Source organism: Arthrobacter sp. sptzw42 (assembly GCF_059089685.1).
Genome location: NZ_JBNHEX010000002.1, coordinates 178,435 through 194,552 on the forward strand (window position 1 = coordinate 178,435; position 16,118 = coordinate 194,552).

The 16,118-nt window shown below is 63.2% G+C and carries 18 protein-coding genes; 7 read left to right on the plus strand and 11 right to left on the minus strand.

Annotation, left to right across the window (positions count from 1 at the left end):
• The first annotated feature begins 22 nt into the window (after positions 1-22).
• Positions 23-766, plus strand: coding sequence for a polyprenol monophosphomannose synthase (locus AC5RT4_RS02895; protein ID WP_494039711.1), 744 nt, complete (start codon positions 23-25; stop codon positions 764-766).
• 92 nt (positions 767-858) lie between these two features.
• Here the strand turns inward: AC5RT4_RS02895 and AC5RT4_RS02900 are convergent, their stop codons facing one another.
• From AC5RT4_RS02900 to AC5RT4_RS02940, 9 genes are all read right to left on the minus strand, one after another.
• Complete coding sequence (locus tag AC5RT4_RS02900) at positions 859-1,206, minus strand: RNA polymerase-binding protein RbpA (RefSeq protein WP_013600997.1); 348 nt, start codon at positions 1,204-1,206, stop codon at positions 859-861.
• A 241-nt stretch (positions 1,207-1,447) separates the two neighbouring features.
• A complete protein-coding gene (locus tag AC5RT4_RS02905; protein ID WP_494039712.1) occupies positions 1,448-2,392 on the minus strand; it encodes an SPFH domain-containing protein in 945 nt (314 codons plus the stop codon).
• A gap of 33 nt (positions 2,393-2,425) precedes the next feature.
• A complete protein-coding gene (locus AC5RT4_RS02910; RefSeq protein WP_494039713.1) occupies positions 2,426-2,890 on the minus strand; it encodes an NfeD family protein in 465 nt (154 codons plus the stop codon).
• Between the two features lie 124 nt (positions 2,891-3,014).
• Positions 3,015-3,902: a methyltransferase domain-containing protein gene (locus AC5RT4_RS02915; RefSeq protein WP_494104808.1), complete on the minus strand. Its 888-nt coding sequence runs from the start codon at positions 3,900-3,902 to the stop codon at positions 3,015-3,017.
• 54 nt (positions 3,903-3,956) lie between these two features.
• Complete coding sequence (locus tag AC5RT4_RS02920; RefSeq protein ID WP_494039715.1) at positions 3,957-4,637, minus strand: peptide deformylase; 681 nt, start codon at positions 4,635-4,637, stop codon at positions 3,957-3,959.
• A gap of 102 nt (positions 4,638-4,739) precedes the next feature.
• Complete coding sequence (locus AC5RT4_RS02925; RefSeq protein WP_494104809.1) at positions 4,740-5,912, minus strand: FAD-dependent oxidoreductase; 1,173 nt, start codon at positions 5,910-5,912, stop codon at positions 4,740-4,742.
• 1 nt (position 5,913) lies between these two features.
• Positions 5,914-6,597 (minus strand): methyltransferase domain-containing protein, encoded by a 684-nt coding sequence (locus tag AC5RT4_RS02930; protein ID WP_494039717.1) that lies wholly within the window; start codon positions 6,595-6,597, stop codon positions 5,914-5,916.
• Positions 6,598-6,614: 17 nt separating this feature from the next.
• Positions 6,615-7,808, minus strand: a complete 1,194-nt coding sequence (locus AC5RT4_RS02935; protein WP_494039718.1) for a type III polyketide synthase — start codon at positions 7,806-7,808, stop codon at positions 6,615-6,617.
• Positions 7,809-8,298: 490 nt separating this feature from the next.
• A complete protein-coding gene (locus AC5RT4_RS02940; protein ID WP_494039719.1) occupies positions 8,299-8,448 on the minus strand; it encodes a hypothetical protein in 150 nt (49 codons plus the stop codon).
• A gap of 273 nt (positions 8,449-8,721) precedes the next feature.
• On the opposite strand from AC5RT4_RS02940, the gene AC5RT4_RS02945 reads away from it, so the two are divergent.
• The 3 genes from AC5RT4_RS02945 (at position 8,722) to AC5RT4_RS02955 (ending at position 12,862) form a co-directional block, all read left to right on the plus strand.
• Positions 8,722-11,067 (plus strand): bifunctional polysaccharide deacetylase/glycosyltransferase family 2 protein, encoded by a 2,346-nt coding sequence (locus AC5RT4_RS02945; protein ID WP_494039720.1) that lies wholly within the window; start codon positions 8,722-8,724, stop codon positions 11,065-11,067.
• Between the two features lie 98 nt (positions 11,068-11,165).
• Entirely contained in the window at positions 11,166-12,266 is a 1,101-nt protein-coding gene (locus AC5RT4_RS02950; RefSeq protein ID WP_494039721.1) for a chitinase, read from the plus strand.
• Positions 12,267-12,367: 101 nt separating this feature from the next.
• Positions 12,368-12,862: a hypothetical protein gene (locus AC5RT4_RS02955; protein WP_494039722.1), complete on the plus strand. Its 495-nt coding sequence runs from the start codon at positions 12,368-12,370 to the stop codon at positions 12,860-12,862.
• Between the two features lie 62 nt (positions 12,863-12,924).
• Here the strand turns inward: AC5RT4_RS02955 and AC5RT4_RS02960 are convergent, their stop codons facing one another.
• Complete coding sequence (locus tag AC5RT4_RS02960) at positions 12,925-13,296, minus strand: VOC family protein (protein WP_494104810.1); 372 nt, start codon at positions 13,294-13,296, stop codon at positions 12,925-12,927.
• Positions 13,297-13,393: 97 nt separating this feature from the next.
• On the opposite strand from AC5RT4_RS02960, the gene AC5RT4_RS02965 reads away from it, so the two are divergent.
• Both AC5RT4_RS02965 and AC5RT4_RS02970 read left to right on the plus strand, forming a co-directional pair.
• Entirely contained in the window at positions 13,394-13,795 is a 402-nt protein-coding gene (locus AC5RT4_RS02965) for a DUF3054 domain-containing protein (protein WP_494104811.1), read from the plus strand.
• Between the two features lie 121 nt (positions 13,796-13,916).
• Positions 13,917-14,198, plus strand: a complete 282-nt coding sequence (locus tag AC5RT4_RS02970) for an Lrp/AsnC family transcriptional regulator (RefSeq protein WP_494039725.1) — start codon at positions 13,917-13,919, stop codon at positions 14,196-14,198.
• A 6-nt stretch (positions 14,199-14,204) separates the two neighbouring features.
• Here the strand turns inward: AC5RT4_RS02970 and trpD are convergent, their stop codons facing one another.
• Positions 14,205-15,263 carry an anthranilate phosphoribosyltransferase gene (trpD, locus tag AC5RT4_RS02975; protein ID WP_494039726.1) on the minus strand — a complete coding sequence of 353 codons (1,059 nt, stop codon included), beginning with the start codon at positions 15,261-15,263 and terminating at the stop codon, positions 14,205-14,207.
• A gap of 148 nt (positions 15,264-15,411) precedes the next feature.
• Between trpD and ctaE the strand changes: the two genes are divergently transcribed.
• The gene (gene ctaE, locus AC5RT4_RS02980) at positions 15,412-16,050 is read left to right on the plus strand and encodes an aa3-type cytochrome oxidase subunit III (protein ID WP_494039727.1); all 639 of its coding nucleotides are present in this window, start codon (positions 15,412-15,414) and stop codon (positions 16,048-16,050) included.
• The last annotated feature ends 68 nt before the right edge of the window (positions 16,051-16,118 follow it).

Below are 16,118 nucleotides of genomic sequence, written 5' to 3' on the forward strand. Positions count from 1 at the left end.
GTTCCCTTCAGGAAGGCCTTCTGTGCGCGTCCTTACCATCATCCCCACCTACAACGAGCTGGAATCGCTGCCTATTACGCTGCAGCGGCTCCGCGCAGCCGTCCCGGCTTCGGACGTGCTGGTGGTGGATGACAACAGCCCTGACGGCACTGGCCGGCTCGCCGATGGCATCGCTGCCGAGGACTCGCAGGTGCATGTACTGCACCGCAAGGGCAAGGAAGGCCTGGGGGCTGCCTACATCGCCGGCTTCAAGTGGGGCCTTGATGCCGGCTATGACGTCCTGGTGGAGATGGACGCTGACGGTTCCCATCAGCCCGAACAGCTTCCCCAGCTCCTTGAGGCCATCGACCAGGGCGCCGACCTTGCCATGGGATCCCGCTGGGTTCCCGGCGGAAGCGTCGTGAACTGGCCGCTGTACCGGCAGGCTATCTCAAGGGTGGGAAGCACCTACGCACGCCTCATGCTGGGCCTGAAGATCAAAGACGTAACCGGCGGATACCGCGCGTTCCGCAGGACCACGTTGGAAAAGCTCAACCTGGACCAGGTGGACTCGGTGGGCTACGGCTTCCAGGTGGACCTTGCCTGGCGGGTTGCCCGCATGGGTCTACGGATCGAGGAACGGCCCATCACCTTTGTGGAGCGGGAACTTGGAGCCTCCAAAATGAGCGGCAACATCGTGGTTGAAGCCATGATCAACGTCACCAAATGGGGACTCCAGGCCCGTTGGAACACCCTTACGCGGAAGAAGTTGCCGGCACAGCGGTAAGCGCGCACCCGCTTGCCGCCAAAAAGCAGAGTGGCAAACAGCAAGGGCCGTCTCCCACAATGTGGGGACGGCCCTTGCTTTCAATCAAGGTACTATGCGGAGCGGCGCTCTCCCCGGCGTTCGCGCAGGATGGTCAGCCGGTCCTCAAGGATCTGCTCCAGCTCGGGGAGGGAGCGGCGTTCCAGCAGCATGTCCCAGTGCGTGCGGACGGCTTTGTCATTGCTGGTGTCCGGGCGTTCGCCGTCGACCAGGAGCGCTTCCTTGCCGGTCTTGGAAACCCAAACCGGGGGAATCTCCGCCTCGGAGGAGAACGTCACAAAAACCTGCTCGCCGTCCTCGCACCGGTACTCGACGCGCTGACGCGGAGCCGGCTCAACTCCGGACTCGGTCTCCATGCTCTGCGCGCCAAGGCGCATGCCCCGCAGGCTGCGATCGCTCATGTTTTCTCCCTCTGGTCGGTTCGCGGAGTAAAAACCCGCGCTAGCCGGCGGCTGAAAAACACCGCCGGACTACTGTGTGCTCTGTGCTGCATCTTAAGATTCAACGCATTGCGAAGCTTGGTTGTTCCAGCGGATCTGCTCCTGCCGGACAAATACCCAATTATACGGGTGCGGGCCATGGCAACCAAAACCAAGGGGGACCCGCATCCGCTGCCAGCCCCTCGCCGTGCCTTTCCTGCTCCTAATGCTCGGAGGGTTTGGCTCCCACTTCGTCGAACAGCCCGGCTACGGCAGGATCCGGGTTTGTTCCGCCCAGTGCGTTGCCGATCCCCTTGAGGGCCTCGCCGACTTCGCTGGGGATGATCCACAACTTGTTGGAGGATCCTTCCGCAAGCTTTGGAAGGGTCTGCAGGTATTGGTATGCCAGCAGTTTCTGGTCCGGGTTGCCCTTGTGGATGGCGTCGAAAACCTTCTGGATTGCCTGAGCCTCGCCGTCGGCCCGCAGGATCGCGGCCTTGGCGTCGCCTTCCGCCGCCAGGATGGACGCCTGGCGCTGGCCTTCGGCGGTCAGGATGGCTGACTGCTTGGTACCTTCGGCAGTAAGGATTGCGGCGCGGCGGTCCCGCTCCGCGCGCATCTGCTTCTCCATGGAGTCCTGGATGGAGTGCGGCGGATCGATGGCCTTGAGCTCGACGCGGGAGACACGAATGCCCCAGCGCCCGGTGGCCTCGTCCAGCACCCCGCGCAACTGCCCGTTAATCTGGTCACGGGAGGTCAATGCTTCTTCGAGGTTCAGGCCGCCCACAACGTTGCGGAGAGTGGTGGTTGTCAGCTGTTCCACTGCCTGGATGTAGTTGGCGATCTCGTACGTTGCGGCCCTCGGGTCCGTGACCTGGAAATAGACAACGGTGTCGATGGAGACCACCAGGTTATCCTCGGTGATCACCGGCTGCGGAGGGAACGAAACAACCTGTTCGCGCAGATCCAGCAACGGCAGAAGCCGGTCCACGAACGGAATCAGGATGGTCAGCCCTGGGTTGAGCGTCCGCTGGTACTTGCCCAGCCGTTCAACCACGCCTGCACGGGCCTGCGGAATGATCCGCACCGCCCGGACCAGAACGATTATCACAAACACGATCAGGACCACCAGCACAATAGCCAATGCAGTTCCTCCTGCGTTATCCATACATCTCCTTGTTCCCCATGTGTTCAGGCTGTATCAGGACGGGCTTGCTGCTTCCGGCGGCACGGCCACCAGCGCCGTGGCTCCATCGATGGCGGATACCACTACTTTTTGGCCGGCGGGTAGGACACCGCCTGCGGAACGTGCGGTCCAAATGTCTCCGCCGATTTTAACGAGGCCGCCCTCGGACGTGACCGGCTCCATCACAGTGGCCGTCTCACCGATGAGACGGTCGACATTCGTGCGCTGCTCGGAGGGGCCGTTTTTCAGATGGGCCAGTGCGACGGGCCGGACGAAGGCAATCATGAGCAGGGACACCACACAAAAAACGACGATCTGCAGCCAGAGGTCAGCGCCCGCGAAGTCTGCTGCCAGCGCGGCGAGGGTTCCGCCACCGAGCATAATGAAAAACAGGTCAAGGGTGATCATCTCGATCACTGCAAACGCCAGGAAGGCGGTGAGCCATAATGCCCACCAGTTTTCCCCGAGCCATTCGAACAATGTTTCCCCTTTCCGACGGGGAGCCGAACGGGGTCACCGCCAGTGACTGTCCTCTTAATATTAGTGCGGCCTGGCCAGCGGTGGGCGGGCTTCCACCGGTGGTGGGGGGATAGTGGCCAAGTCGTTACTCCGCAGCCGGTTTGCTGCCTCTAAAGACTGTCAGTCGGAACTTCGCTTCTGCTGCAATCGGCTCGGACATGCCTGCCAGCCGTTCAGCGAGGTGCCCCTGATCAAGGTGGTGGCCAGCCGGCCCCATGAAGGCCAGGTCAGCAGCCTGCCGCCGTGTCAGCGCCAGGGGTACGTCGACGTCAATGCTTTTTTCGGGGTGGAAGTGGCTTCCCATCGTTTCGGTAAGCCTGGCTTCCTTGCCTTCCTCGATGCCGAGCATCCCGGTTATTGCAGCGATGGCGGCGAGATGGCCGCTCCGGGGCGTGACCACCACCAGGCGGCCTGTGGGCCGGAGGACGCGGGCAAACTCGGCCGCATTGCGCGGGGCAAAAATGACCGTAATGGCATCTACTGACGCGTCTGCCAGCGGCAGCGGCTGCCAGACGTCCGAAACCAGGTTCCAAGCCTCGGGGTTGAGCCGGGCCGCCCGGCGGAGGGCGAATTTGGAGATATCCAGGCCAAGCGCAGCCACTTTGCCGCGGTAATGGGATGCCGCTTCATCAAGAACGGACCTTAGGTAGTGACCGGTTCCCGTTCCTGCATCAAGGACAGCGCCGCGTTCCCCGGGCAGGCAGGGTACGACGGCGGCGGCCACCGCAGCTGCCAGCGGCCGGTAGTGCCCCGCATCCAGGAAGTCGCAGCGCGCCTGGACCATGTCAGCAGAGTCAGCCTCGAAGGCAGTGCCCTTTCCCACCAGCAGGTTGAAATAGCCCTGCCGCGCGGCGTCGTAACTATGGCCTGAAGGACAGACCAGCCGGCCCTGCCCGGCTGGACCTGCGGCCAAGAGTTCCAGCAGGTTCCGGCACACCGGGCACAGTAGAGGAAGGTCCGTGGTGGAGGGCATGGAACCATCCTAGGGCTGCCGCAGCCGATTCCTGCGGCACTCGGGGCGCCGGCGTCAGCGGATGCTGATACCGGCAGGACCGGCGTCGAAACCGAGGCCCTGCTGCGCCTTGCCGATGCCCGGCTCGGCCCAATGGGCGGCGTATTCGGCGTTGCTGCTCAGGGACCGGAGCTGTGCGCGGTCAAGGTACAGCACACCGTTCAGGTGGTCAGTTTCGTGCTGCACAATCCTGGCCTGCCAGCCGGAAAACTCCCGCTCCACGGCGCTTCCCTCCGGTGTCTGGAACTCAAGAAGCACCTTTTCGTGCCGGGCCACCACGGCCTGGAGTCCGTTGAGTGAAAGGCAACCCTCGTAAAAGGACGCGAGGCCGGAAGCCAGCGGTGTGTAGCGGGGGTTCAGGACGGCGAGGAAGTCCAGAGGGTTCCGGTGACGGAGGGCAGCAGCGTCGGGATCGACGTCGTACTGGTCCTCCATGACGGCCAGCTGCAGCGGTATCCCGAGTTGGGGCGCTGCCAGCCCAACACCAGGAGCCTCGTGCATTACCTCGCGCATCAGCGATATCAGGCGCCCGAGCTGGTCATCGGACAACTGCCCGTCAAAGGCGGCAGCGCGCTGCCGGAGTGCGGGATGGCCTGCCTGCACGATCGGCGGGAGGGAACCGGCCGCAAGCATCCGCTCCACTGCTTCACGGAGCTGCTCTGCGGTGTGCGTGGTCTCGGGCAAGCTTTGGCTCATGGGGAAAGCCTAACCGCCGGCCGGCAGACCGTCCTTCCGCTCGGCTGTTGGCCATGCTGAGCTGACCAAAGCCGGAAACGGACTTACTGTCAGCCAGGACAGCTACCACTGCTGCATCGTGAAGCGCCTCGCCACCCAACGGTTGACAGCGGGAGTGGCGGCAGCGGCGCTCATCCCCAGGTTCCGCAGGTCCAGCAACGGCCTGGGCAGCGGCCGTCCCAGCATCATGTTGATCTCAGACTGCCGCTTGGCCGCCGCGGCGGCCCGCCGGCGTCGAACCTGGAATTCCCGGAGCCGCCATTCCACGTCCTGGTGGCGGATTCCGTGTGCCAACGCTGCCTGAATGATGGGGGAGAGGTCCTGGGCATCCAGCCAGCCGAGGTTCATGCCCTGGCCACCAATGGGACTGATCTCGTGCGCGGCATCGCCGAGCAGGAACACTCTGCCGGCCAGCATGCTCCGGGCCACGGTGGACCTGACGCTGAACGCGCTCACCATGGTGTTGGTGCCCGCGTCCGGAAGAATCCCGGTCCGGCGCAGGACCAGTTGTGCCAGATCCTCCGGCGCGGTGGTACGGGCAGGGCTTTCCAGCCGGACGACCCACCGGCGCACTGTGCCCGGCAGCGGAAAGGACTCGACAATTCCGCCCGGTTCGAGGAACAGGACCGCCCGCTCGCCGTAGAGCCCGGAGTCCCGGAAGTCACCCATGAGGTAGTGGTCCGGGTAGTCCTTCCTGCTTACCGGCACTCCCAGGAGATCACGCATCGGCGACCGGGCGCCGTCGGCCGCCACCACGAGGGACGCGGTGAAGGACGCCCTTCGTCCCTTGGCGCCGTCTGCGGGTTCGCCCACCACGGTGACTGATCCGGCGTCGTCCGCGATGTCCCTGACGCGCACACCCCTGACCAGGGCGCCGGAGTCGAGTTGGTGGACGCGCTCCTCCAGGAGCTGCTCGGTCCTGTACTGGGGCAGGGCCAGGACGAAAGGATAAGTTTCCGACGCCCCGGCAAACGGCATGACGCCCACCGTTTTCCCGCCACTGACAGCCATGCCCTCCCGGATCCGCACCCCGTTGCGGACCGCGGAAGCGGCAATTTCCACTTCCTGCAGTGCCTCCAGTGCAGGTGGGTGGATGCCGATGGCCCGTGAGTGCAGGTTCCTGGCCTGCCGCTGTTCAAGTACTCGAACACGGACACCCTCCTGCAGCAGCAGGGCGGCCAGGTACAAACCCACCGGACCGCCACCGACGATTAGGACATCCGTTGACCGTGCCACTTCATGTCCTGCGCAGGGCGAGAACCTGATGGAACGTGGTGGTGGCTTCGACCAGCCAGCCCAGGGGAGCGAGGGCGGTAAGTTCGGAAAGGGTGTAGCTCCTGCGGATGGATGTCAGGCCGTCCGCCCGAATGAAGGAATGCGGGAACGGCAGGGCTGCGGCGGAGAAAAGGGCATACGCCGCAGGGCTGCGCCTCAGGTCATTGTGCAGCGCTTTGCTGATGCAGAGGGCAGCCGAGTCGGCGAGCAGCTGCTGCAGTTCGGCCTCCGACAGGTGGTGCAGGACGTGGTTCGAAATGACGAAGTCGAACCGCCTGCCCTCGCGGACCAGATCAGCGCTGTGCGCCTGCCGGAACTCGACGCCGGGAAGGAGCGGACGTCCCCTCGCATATGCCGCCGCTCGCGGATCAGGGTCTATGCCGGTGACCTTCAGCGGAAGTCCGTCCCTGCCCGCCCAGCGCGCCAGCTGATAGGGGAGGTCCCCTCCGCCGCAGCCGATGTCCAGCAGGGTGGCCGGAGCCGTGCAGCGGGCCAGATGAGGACGAAGCTCCCGGACGTACAGCCTTCGCCATCCGGACAGCGCGCGGTTAATCACCGCGAACTGGCGGTAGGTGTTCTGCAGGCGCCCGACATCGCAATCAGGAGCATCCATCAATTCCACGGCATCGACGGCGCGCTGCCGCATCAGCAGGTCCAAGGCGCTCAGGAGACAGGTACTTCCGCGGCGGCGTGCCCGGCGGCCTGGTCCACCAGTGCCGTCGCGGGAGCCTGCCGCAGCTTGGTGAACAGGGCGGTTTCCACCGTAAGTCCCGGGCCGAATGCCATGGAGCAGATCCGTTCATCCCCGTCCTGCGGATCCTGCTCCAAGATGTGTTTGAGGACAAACAGCACCGTGGCGCTGCTCATGTTTCCGTAGTTCCGCAACGTCTCCCGCGCCGGGACCAGCTGTTCGTCAGTGAGTTCCAGCCGGGACTGGACTTTGTCCAGGATGCTCCGCCCGCCGGGGTGGATGGCCCAGTGCCGGATGGACGTGTAGGGGAGTGCCTCCAGCTCCGGGTCGCGGGCGAGGAGGGGCTGCAGGGCACCGACGATGTGGTCGTCAATGATGTGCGGCACGTAATTTCCCAATACCATTTCGAAGCCGTGGTCGCCGATGTTCCACGCCATCGAGTCCTCGCCGACCGGTGTGAGCACCGTTTCGAAATGGTCAAGCTGGAGCAGGGACTTATCCTCGGCACCGCTGCGTGCAGTGACGACGGCGGCGGCGGCACCATCGGCGAAAAGGGCTGAGCCCATGATGGTGTCCGGATCATTGGAGGTACGCACGTGCAGGGAGCAAAGCTCTGCGCACACCACCAGGACAACTGCCTGCGGGTCGGCTTCGCAGAACAGCTTGGCAGCCCGAAGTGCGGGAAAAGCTGCATAGCAGCCCATGAATCCCAGGTGGTAGCGCTGCACGGCCGGATCCAAACCTAGTTCGCGGACGATCTTGTAGTCCGGGCCAGGGTTAAAGAACCCCGTACAGGACACGGTCACGAGATGAGTTATGTCAAGTAAGTCAATTTCGGGGGCTGCGTCCACCGCAGCACGGGCGGCCTGGACGAAGAGCTTGGTCGCCTCGCGGCCGAAGATGTCATTACGGACCTTCGTGCTGGGGTTCAGCAGCAGGCCGGTGTCAGGGTCAAAGAACTGGGGATCGTCCGAGCGGAAATCCGCGGTCAGTTCCTCCACGGCGGAATAGCGGGTATCAATGGCGGCAGAGTCGAAACAGGTGCTGACCAGCCGCGAGCCAAGCCTGGACAAACCGGGCTGGGCCGCAAACACGTCACGTGCTTCTGTTTGGATCAGCATCGTTTTTGGAACTGCAGTTTCAAGTGATCGCACGTAGACCGTCATTGACTCATTCTTAACGAGCGCCCGCAATAAGACAATGACCTGCGGAGACATCCTGTCGTGGCATGGTTTGTTCCGTATCCTCGAGGGCCAATTCCTGCCCCTTCCGACTCCGTTCCAAAACGCCGATAATCTACATTATGTCAAGTAGCGTTGAGAAGGGCCTCCCCAATGCCGCGCCCTTTTGCGGGCCTTGGTGGCGGGTGCTGCCGCGTCTGCTTGAGGCTGGCTCCTGGGACCACGGCGCCGGAGAACGCCGGCGACTGGCCGCTCCATCCGAAAACTCCCAGTTGAGCGGACAGGAAAACTCCCAGTTGAGCGGACAGGGCCGGCAGGTGAAACGGAGCCGGATCAGGGGCAGCTATCACACTGGTTCTGCCTATCCCGGCAGCACTCCCCTGACGGGTGCGCTGCGGACGGCTGCAACAACAGCGGACCGCACGAGTGACCGTTCCACCTGGTCTCTCCCGGCGTTCAGCCAGGCGCCGGCAGACTAGCGCCGCGGTCCTATACCGGCGCCTACGATTGCTCCAACGCCCAGTCCCACGGCAAAGCCGATAAACGGGCTGTCAAAGACAGCGAGACCCAGGGTGATCCCGACGGCGGCGCCTACGAGGCAGCAGATCCACAGCGCTTTATTCATTGGACCTGATGCTACCGGCAGAAATGCTGGGAGTACCGCCCTGGCACTGATGAGTATCCATACAGGTACGTTGCCGTGGAAAACACGAGTACAAGCTACGCATGTGCCGCAGCGGGGGCGCTCATAGTCTTCTTGACACGGTGACACTCCGGGAAATGCTGGGTCCGGGGCCACGCAGTGGGCAGATCAAACCCCGATCCGCCCTCCTTCGGTTGTCATCTCTCCGTGCCCCTGTAAAGACACCTGCAGGCAAGATTCCCTCTTAAGGTAATCATGACGAAACCAGCTCCTCCGCACTCAATCGGCAGGGCCCCTGTCTTTTTCGATGCCACCGGCTACCGCTGGCAGAGAGTTCTCAGCCTCCTACTGGCCGGCGTGCTGTTGGTGGTCCTCTCAGCGGTGGGCATCCTCCCGGCCGCAACCGCGCCGTTGAGGCCGGGGCAACAAAACCAGGCCTCGGACTATCCACGGAACCTGCTTGCGCTGCAGGACCTCGAAAACATCCCGAGGATCGGTTACCAGGAGCGCACCTCGGTCTACCACCGCATAGCACTGGTGGATCACAGGGACGGTAAAACGCTCCTCAAGGACCCCTTCAGCGACACCGTATGGCGGGAAGCCACGCCGGCGGAAATCGCACTGATCGGTGACAGTCCTTACGTCATGGAAGCCTATGGCGAGCCGATGGCCAAGACCATCATGCTGACGTTCGACGACGGGCCGGACCCGCGCTTCACGCCCGAAATCCTGGATCTGCTGTCCAAGGAGGGAGTACCGGCAACGTTCTTCCCCGTGGGTGACAACATCGTCAAGTACCCGGACCTCTTCAAGCGGACCATCCGCGAAGGGCACATGATCGGCAACCACACGATGTCCCATATAGATTTTTGGGCACATGACGATGCCTTTAACCGGCAGCAGATTATTGGGGCGGACCGTGTGATGCGGGCGATGGACCACTACGATACAAGGCTGTTCCGGATCCCCACCGGCAACCCGGAAAACAACGCCCTTGCCCTGCTGCAGGCGCAGCAACTGGGGTATCTGCACGTCAACATGGACATTGATACCCGCGACTGGGAGTACGCGCCCGGAGTGCCGATTCAAGCCCCCGAACTGGACGGCCAGGGCCACATCGTTTTGATGCACGACGCCGGCGGTGACCGCACCGCAACTGTCAACATGCTGAAGGAATTCATCCCGCGCGCCAAAGCGCAGGGCTACACCTTCACCACAGTCCAGCCACTTTTGCCCGCGGACTTTGTACCCCAGCGCTCTGCCCCTGCCACGCTGGAGGACAACGTCACCCTCGCAGCGGTGACCACCTACCTGGTCACCCCTAACGTCCTGCTGAACTGGCTGTTCTGGTTCGGCATCGGGTCCCTGACCATCCTCACATTCCTGTTCGTTGTCCTGGCCCTGATTAATAACGCACGGCAAAAGAGGCGCCGCTGGGACAACATCAAGGAAACGGAATGGCCGTTCGTCAGTGTGGTGCTGCCTGTGTTCAATGAAGAACCGGTGGTGACCAAAACCCTTGATGCCCTCCGGGCCAGCGACTATCCACTGATGGAAGTCGTGGCGGTGAACGACGGCTCAACAGACGGGACGCTGGCAGTTCTGACGGAGTATGCCAAGACGTGGCCCCAACTCCGTGTCATCAACCAGCCCAACGGCGGGAAGTCAGTGGCGAGTAACCACGGCATCAATGAGTCCTGGGGAGAAATCATCATCACGCTCGATGGCGACACGTTGTTCGAGCCCCAAACCATCAAGATGTTTGCGCGGCACTTCATGGCTCCCCGAAACGGCAAGGAGGTGGGGGCTGTCGCCGGGCATGTCAAGGTGGGCAACCGGCGGAACCTCATCACTGCCTGGCAGAGCCTGGAATACCTGTCCGGGATTTGTGTGACGCGGATGGCGGAGGGCCTTATGGGGGCAATCTCGATCGTGCCCGGGGCCTGTGCCGCCTGGCGGCGGGAAGCGCTGCTGAAGGCTGGCGGTTACTCCCATGACACCCTGGCAGAAGACGCCGACCTTACCCTTTCCCTGCAGCGCCTGGGGTACAGCATCGTCCAGGAGAACGAAGCGGTGGCCTGGACCGAGGCGCCGCTGACGGTACGCGGTTTGTTCAAGCAGCGGCTTCGCTGGACCTACGGCAACATCCAGACCCTGTACAAGCACCGTGGCATGCTTTTCAACCCCAAGTTCGGAGCACTCGGCTTGCTCACCATGCCGTACGCACTGATCTCCGTGCTTGTGCCGCTGATCTTTATGCCGCTGACCGTCATCGTGGCCATCAGCAGCCTGGCCCGTGGAGAATGGCAGGCAATCGCGCTTTTCTCTGCCTTTGTTGCCGCAACCCATATGCTCATCTCCATAGTGGCGGTATTGATGGTGCGTGAGAGTCTCCTGCACCTGCTCATGGTGCCCATCTACCGGCTCATTTACGAACCTCTGCGCGCGTACGTGGTTTTCGGATCCGCCATCCAGGCCCTGCGGGGCTCCGCCGTGGGATGGTACAAACCCGAACGCACCAACAGCGTGACGGTGTCCGCCTTGCCGCCCAATTCCGCCCTTCCAGAGACGTTCGGGCCGCTCTCCCCCAGTTCCGCCTGAACCGGCACCGACTTGGCTGTAGCTCAAAAGTTTCGCCTGGAATATAGTGAGCAACCTGTTATCCACGCTTCAGACGACCAGGAAGGTGGCATCGGAACATGCCTTCACTGACCTGGTTGGGCAGAAGCCTGGCCGTGCTTGCCGCCCTGCTGCCCCTTGCCGCCTGCGGCCCGGGGCAGCAGGGCGGCAATAGTCCGGGGGTGGAAGTCAACCGCGCAGAGCTGAATCCCAGGTGGTTCGGCGGATACCTCGACGTAACACTGGTTCCTCCCCTGCGCCTGCAGGACTCGCCCCCACAAGGACCCGTTACTGCCGTGTTGTCCTTTATCACCTCCCATCCGGACCGGCCCTGCGAACCCTCCTGGGGAGGCTCCTATGACCTTGAACAGGCAAAGGGCAAACTGGACCTCGACTCGCAGGTGGAGGCCTTCAGGAAGGCCGGCAACGACGTCGCTGTCTCCTTCGGCGGGCAACTCGGCACGGAGCTGGCGGTTGCCTGTGCTGACAGCGGCGCCCTGGTTGATGCCTACTCAGCGGTCATCGCCAGATACGGGCTGGACACAGTGGACCTCGACGTCGAGGGAAACGGCGCCGGCGATCCTGCCGCAGCCCAGCGGCGTGCAGCTGCCATGGCCCGCCTTCAATCGGAGCGCCCGGCTGACAACCCCTTGAAGGTGTGGCTGACCCTTCCCGTCTCCGCGGACGGTCTTACTGCCGCGGCGAAAGTCTCCGTGGAAACGATGCTCGAGGAAGGAGTTGAACTTGCCGGCGTAAACATCATGACCATGAACTTCGGGCCGCTCAAGCAGGGGCAAACCATGCTCGCTGCCTCAGTCAGCGCAGCCGAGGGAACCCACAGGACCCTGAAAACACTCTATGAGCAGGCGGGCACACCGCTGGACGATGCAGCCCTTTGGAACAGGATCGGGCTCACGCCGATGATTGGCCGCAATGACGTGGAAGGCCAGGTGTTTTCCCAGGAGGACGCCGAAGGGCTGAACGCTTTCGCGTTGGAGCGGGGTGTCGGACGCATGTCCATGTGGTCGCTGAACCGCGACACCGGCTGCGACCCGGGCAAGCAGGGGCAGACATCCGGCGCAGTATCCAATAACTGCAGCGGCCTTGACCAGGAGCCAGGCATGTTCGGGAAGGTGCTGGGGCACGCCTTCACTGACGCCGGGCCCGCGGGAGCCCAATAACTATGCGCTGGAAGGCGGTGCTGGCAGGCGGCGTGCTTTCTTCAGTCCTCACAGCGGCAGCCTGCGGGGGCCCTCCTCCCCTTGAGCCAGGTGAGGAGGTTGTGCCCAAGGTGTTCGTCACCGGCTATTCCTGGTACGACAACACTCCGGAAGGCTCACCCATCATCAGCCATCCGGTACTGCACAAAACGGCCGGTGGAACCGGAACCTACGAAGACCCGGTGACCATCGCCGTCGGTCACTCCCGCGAGACGGGCGAGAGCGTCCTCGACATCCCCGCCGGCACCCGGATCTACCTGCCCGATGTACGGCGGTATTTCATTGTGGAAGACACCTGCGGGGACGGCCCAACTCCCCAGGATGGTCCGTGCCACTCAGGGTCGGAGGACTATGACGGCGCGTCCCTCTGGATCGACATGTGGGTGGGCGGCGAGGGCGAAAGCGCTCCCTTCGTCCACCGCTGCATAACCGAAGCAACTGGCGTGCAGCCGGCCGTCCTCAACCCTGGCGAAAACTATGCCGTGGCCCCCGGGAAGGGCGTCCTTCACGATGGCAAATGCGACACCGGTTACGGCAGCGAGCTGGTCAGCCGGTAAAGCTGCCACCCATGTCAGTAACGAATGCAACGAAATCAGCCTCCGGATTCTCCGGGTGCCCGTTATCCTGCGGCCACCTGGCTGACGAGTCCCAGCGTGTTGCCCTCGCTGTCCCGGATGAATGCCATCCACTCGTCCGTACCAGCAGGACCAAGCACTCCGTCCGTGTGGCTGTAAATCACGCGGGGCGCGTCCACCACGTCCACTCCCCTGGCTGCCAACTGCTCCACAGAAGCCCGGACATCCGGAACCTGGAGGTAGAGAAGAGCCCTTAGGGCGCCTGGTTCCAGCAGCAGCCGCACGCCCTCGAGGTCGAAGAAGACCAGGCCGGGCGGGTCAAACACTGCGCTGGGCTGTACCCCAAGCAGTTCGGCATAGAACGCAGATGCCCTCCCAAGGTCTTCCGCGTACTGGGCCACCTGCAACAATCGCATGGTTTCGCCTCCCCTTCCCGGTTTGTCTATCCTGCTCAATCACGGAGGTAAGGACAAGGGGCGCACGGGCACAACCGCCGTTGCTAGGCTCGAAGGTATGACACCTCAGATCCAGCGGCCCATCCGCTCCTCTACAGGGCGGCAGGCAGCCGCCGCTGCCACCGCCGATGCTGTGCTGATAATGGTGTTTGCAGCCGTTGGCCGTGACGCGCACCAGCGCGGCGAGGTCTTGTCCGGTGTCCTGCTGACTGCCTCGCCGTTTTTGGCAGGGGCGGCCCTCGGATGGCTGGCCGTGAGGGCGTGGCGGAATCCGCTGTCCGTACGCCGGACCGGGGTGGCGGTCTGGTTGGGTGCCCTGGTGGGCGGCATGGTGCTCCGCCTGCTGACCGGCCAGACGGTAGTGCTGCCCTTCATCATCGTGGCGTTGCTGAGCCTGGGGCTCCTGCTGGTGGGATGGCGACTGGCGTGGGCCGGCGCAAAGCGGCTGAGGAGAGCCTGAAGAACTTCGCCTGAAGTGGTTGCGGGTCCGGCCGGCAGCGCGGCCGGATGTAATAGGCTGGCAGCACCCAAAAGCTTGCCGGGCTCTGCTACGGCGCAACAGATCCGGAAGGATTCATCTCGTGATCACCGCATTCGTTCTGATCAAGACTGACGCTGCCCGCATACCTGAAACAGCCGAGGAGATCTCAGCGATAGATGGCATCAGCGAGGTATATTCCGTCACCGGAGAGTGGGATTTGATTGCGGTGGCAAGGGTGCCCCGGCACGAGGACCTGGCGGACGTTATTGCAGACCGACTGTCCAAGGTGCCCGCGGTGGTGCACACGACAACGCACATAGCGTTCCGTGCCTACTCGCAGCACGACCTCGACGCAGCTTTCGCCCTGGGCTTCGAGCAGTAGCCGGATTCACCTGCGGGTCAGGGAAACCCATTTTTCCAGGACGGCCGCGGCGGCACCCGTCCCGACCGATTCCGATGCCCGGCTGAAGGCCCGTTGCATACGCTCAAGGAACGGACCGTCCGCACTGGTGTCGAAAGCCACGAGGCCCGCTGCAGCATTGAGGAGAACGGCGTCGCGGGCCGCCCCTTCCTTGCCTGCGAGGACTTCCCGTACGACGACGGCGTTGACCTGGGCGTCGCCGCCGCGCAACTGCTCGACGGTTGCCGGTTTGATGCCTAGGTCCGCGGGCGAGAACGTCAGCTCAGACACAGCGCCGTCGCGTATTTCCCACACGGTTGAAGGACCCGTGGTGGTCAGCTCATCGAGCCCGTCATTGCCGCGGAATACCAGGCCCCGGCTTCCCCGCTGGGCCAGGACGCCCGCTACCAGCGGCGCCATCCTCGCGTTGGCAACCCCTACCGCGGACGCCTGGACTTTGGCAGGGTTGGTCAGCGGGCCGAGGAAATTGAAGGCCGTCGGGATGGCCAGCTCCTTCCGCGGGACCGCGGTGTGCCGGAAGGACGGGTGGAAGACCTGCGCAAAGCAGAATGTAATTCCCGCCTCCTCCGCATTGCGCGCCACCTGTTCGATGGACAGGTCGAGGCGGACGCCCAAGGCTTCCAGCACATCAGCAGAACCGGACGACGACGACGCCGCACGGTTGCCGTGCTTGACCACCTTTGCTCCTGCTCCGGCAGCCACCAGCGCCGCCATGGTGGAGATGTTGACAGTGTTCAACTGGTCACCGCCGGTTCCGACAATGTCCAGCTTCTCGCCGGAAATGGAGACGGGGTTGGCGTGGGCAAGCATGGCCTCCACCAGGCCAGCGAGTTCCTCAACGGTTTCTCCCTTGGCACTGAGGGCAACCAGGAATCCTGCGATCTGTGCGGGCGTCGCCTCCCCGGACATGATGGTATCCATGGCCCAGGCGGTGCTGTCCGCCGTGAGGTCATTGCCTTTGATCAGTGCCGAGATCAGCCGGGGCCAGGTGTTGCCTGCCGATGCTGCGGATGCCTGTGAAGTCACCTGCTGATGCTATCGAGGGATGGCCGGGGCTGACCAATGTGAACGGGCGGCGGAACTTTTTGGTGCGATTTCGCGTCTTTGTAGAAAAAGTCCCCCGAAAAGGCGGTTTGCGTTGGGCAGCACGGAGTTTTGCAGACATAATGTCTATGTGACATCTGCGACCCATGCCCCCAGTTCCCCCGCGCACCCCACGCTGAACCGCCCCAATATGGTTTCCGTTGGAACCGTCGTGTGGCTCTCCAGCGAGTTGATGTTCTTCGCCGGTCTCTTCGCCATGTACTTCACCCTGCGCTCCACCAGCGGGGAAATGTGGGCGGCTGAGACGGCCAAGCTCAACTTCCCCTTTGCGCTCGCCAACACGATCGTCCTCGTGGCCAGTTCCTTCACGTGCCAGATGGGCGTCTTCGCCGCTGAGCGGCTGCAGCCGCGCCGTACCGGCGGGGTCTTCCAGTTCGCCCGCTGGGGCATGAACGAATGGTTCACCCTGACCTTCCTTATGGGGGCCTTCTTCGTCGCAGGCCAGGCCACGGAGTACGCGATGCTGGTTTCCGAGCACGTCTCGCTCTCCTCCAACGCCTACGGTTCAGCGTTCTACATGACCACAGGGTTCCACGGCCTCCACGTGATCGGTGGCCTGGTGGCCTTCCTGCTGATCATGGGCCGCTCCTTCGCCGCAAAGAAGTTCGGGCACTTCGAAGCAACGTCCGCGATTGTCACCTCGTACTACTGGCACTTTGTGGATGTCGTGTGGATCGGCCTCTTCCTGGTCATCTACGTACTCAAGTAGCCAACTTTGATTCTTTTTCTACAAGAGGCAGAATTTCAGGTATCGGCTCCAGGAGCCGGCGCAGGATC

Bases quoted from the DNA above. Each gene is read 5' to 3' on its own strand.
- AC5RT4_RS02900 (WP_013600997.1), bottom strand. From the start codon at position 1,206: ATGAGCGATCGCAGCCTGCGGGGCATGCGCCTTGGCGCGCAGAGCATG.
- AC5RT4_RS02905 (WP_494039712.1), bottom strand. From the start codon at position 2,392: ATGGATAACGCAGGAGGAACTGCATTGGCTATTGTGCTGGTGGTCCTG.
- AC5RT4_RS02915 (WP_494104808.1), bottom strand. From the start codon at position 3,902: ATGCCCTCCACCACGGACCTTCCTCTACTGTGCCCGGTGTGCCGGAAC.
- AC5RT4_RS02920 (WP_494039715.1), bottom strand. From the start codon at position 4,637: ATGAGCCAAAGCTTGCCCGAGACCACGCACACCGCAGAGCAGCTCCGT.
- AC5RT4_RS02930 (WP_494039717.1), bottom strand. From the start codon at position 6,597: ATGCGGCAGCGCGCCGTCGATGCCGTGGAATTGATGGATGCTCCTGAT.
- AC5RT4_RS02935 (WP_494039718.1), bottom strand. From the start codon at position 7,808: ATGACGGTCTACGTGCGATCACTTGAAACTGCAGTTCCAAAAACGATG.
- AC5RT4_RS02940 (WP_494039719.1), bottom strand. From the start codon at position 8,448: ATGAATAAAGCGCTGTGGATCTGCTGCCTCGTAGGCGCCGCCGTCGGG.
- AC5RT4_RS02945 (WP_494039720.1), top strand. From the start codon at position 8,722: ATGACGAAACCAGCTCCTCCGCACTCAATCGGCAGGGCCCCTGTCTTT.
- AC5RT4_RS02950 (WP_494039721.1), top strand. From the start codon at position 11,166: ATGCCTTCACTGACCTGGTTGGGCAGAAGCCTGGCCGTGCTTGCCGCC.
- AC5RT4_RS02960 (WP_494104810.1), bottom strand. From the start codon at position 13,296: ATGCGATTGTTGCAGGTGGCCCAGTACGCGGAAGACCTTGGGAGGGCA.
- AC5RT4_RS02965 (WP_494104811.1), top strand. From the start codon at position 13,394: ATGACACCTCAGATCCAGCGGCCCATCCGCTCCTCTACAGGGCGGCAG.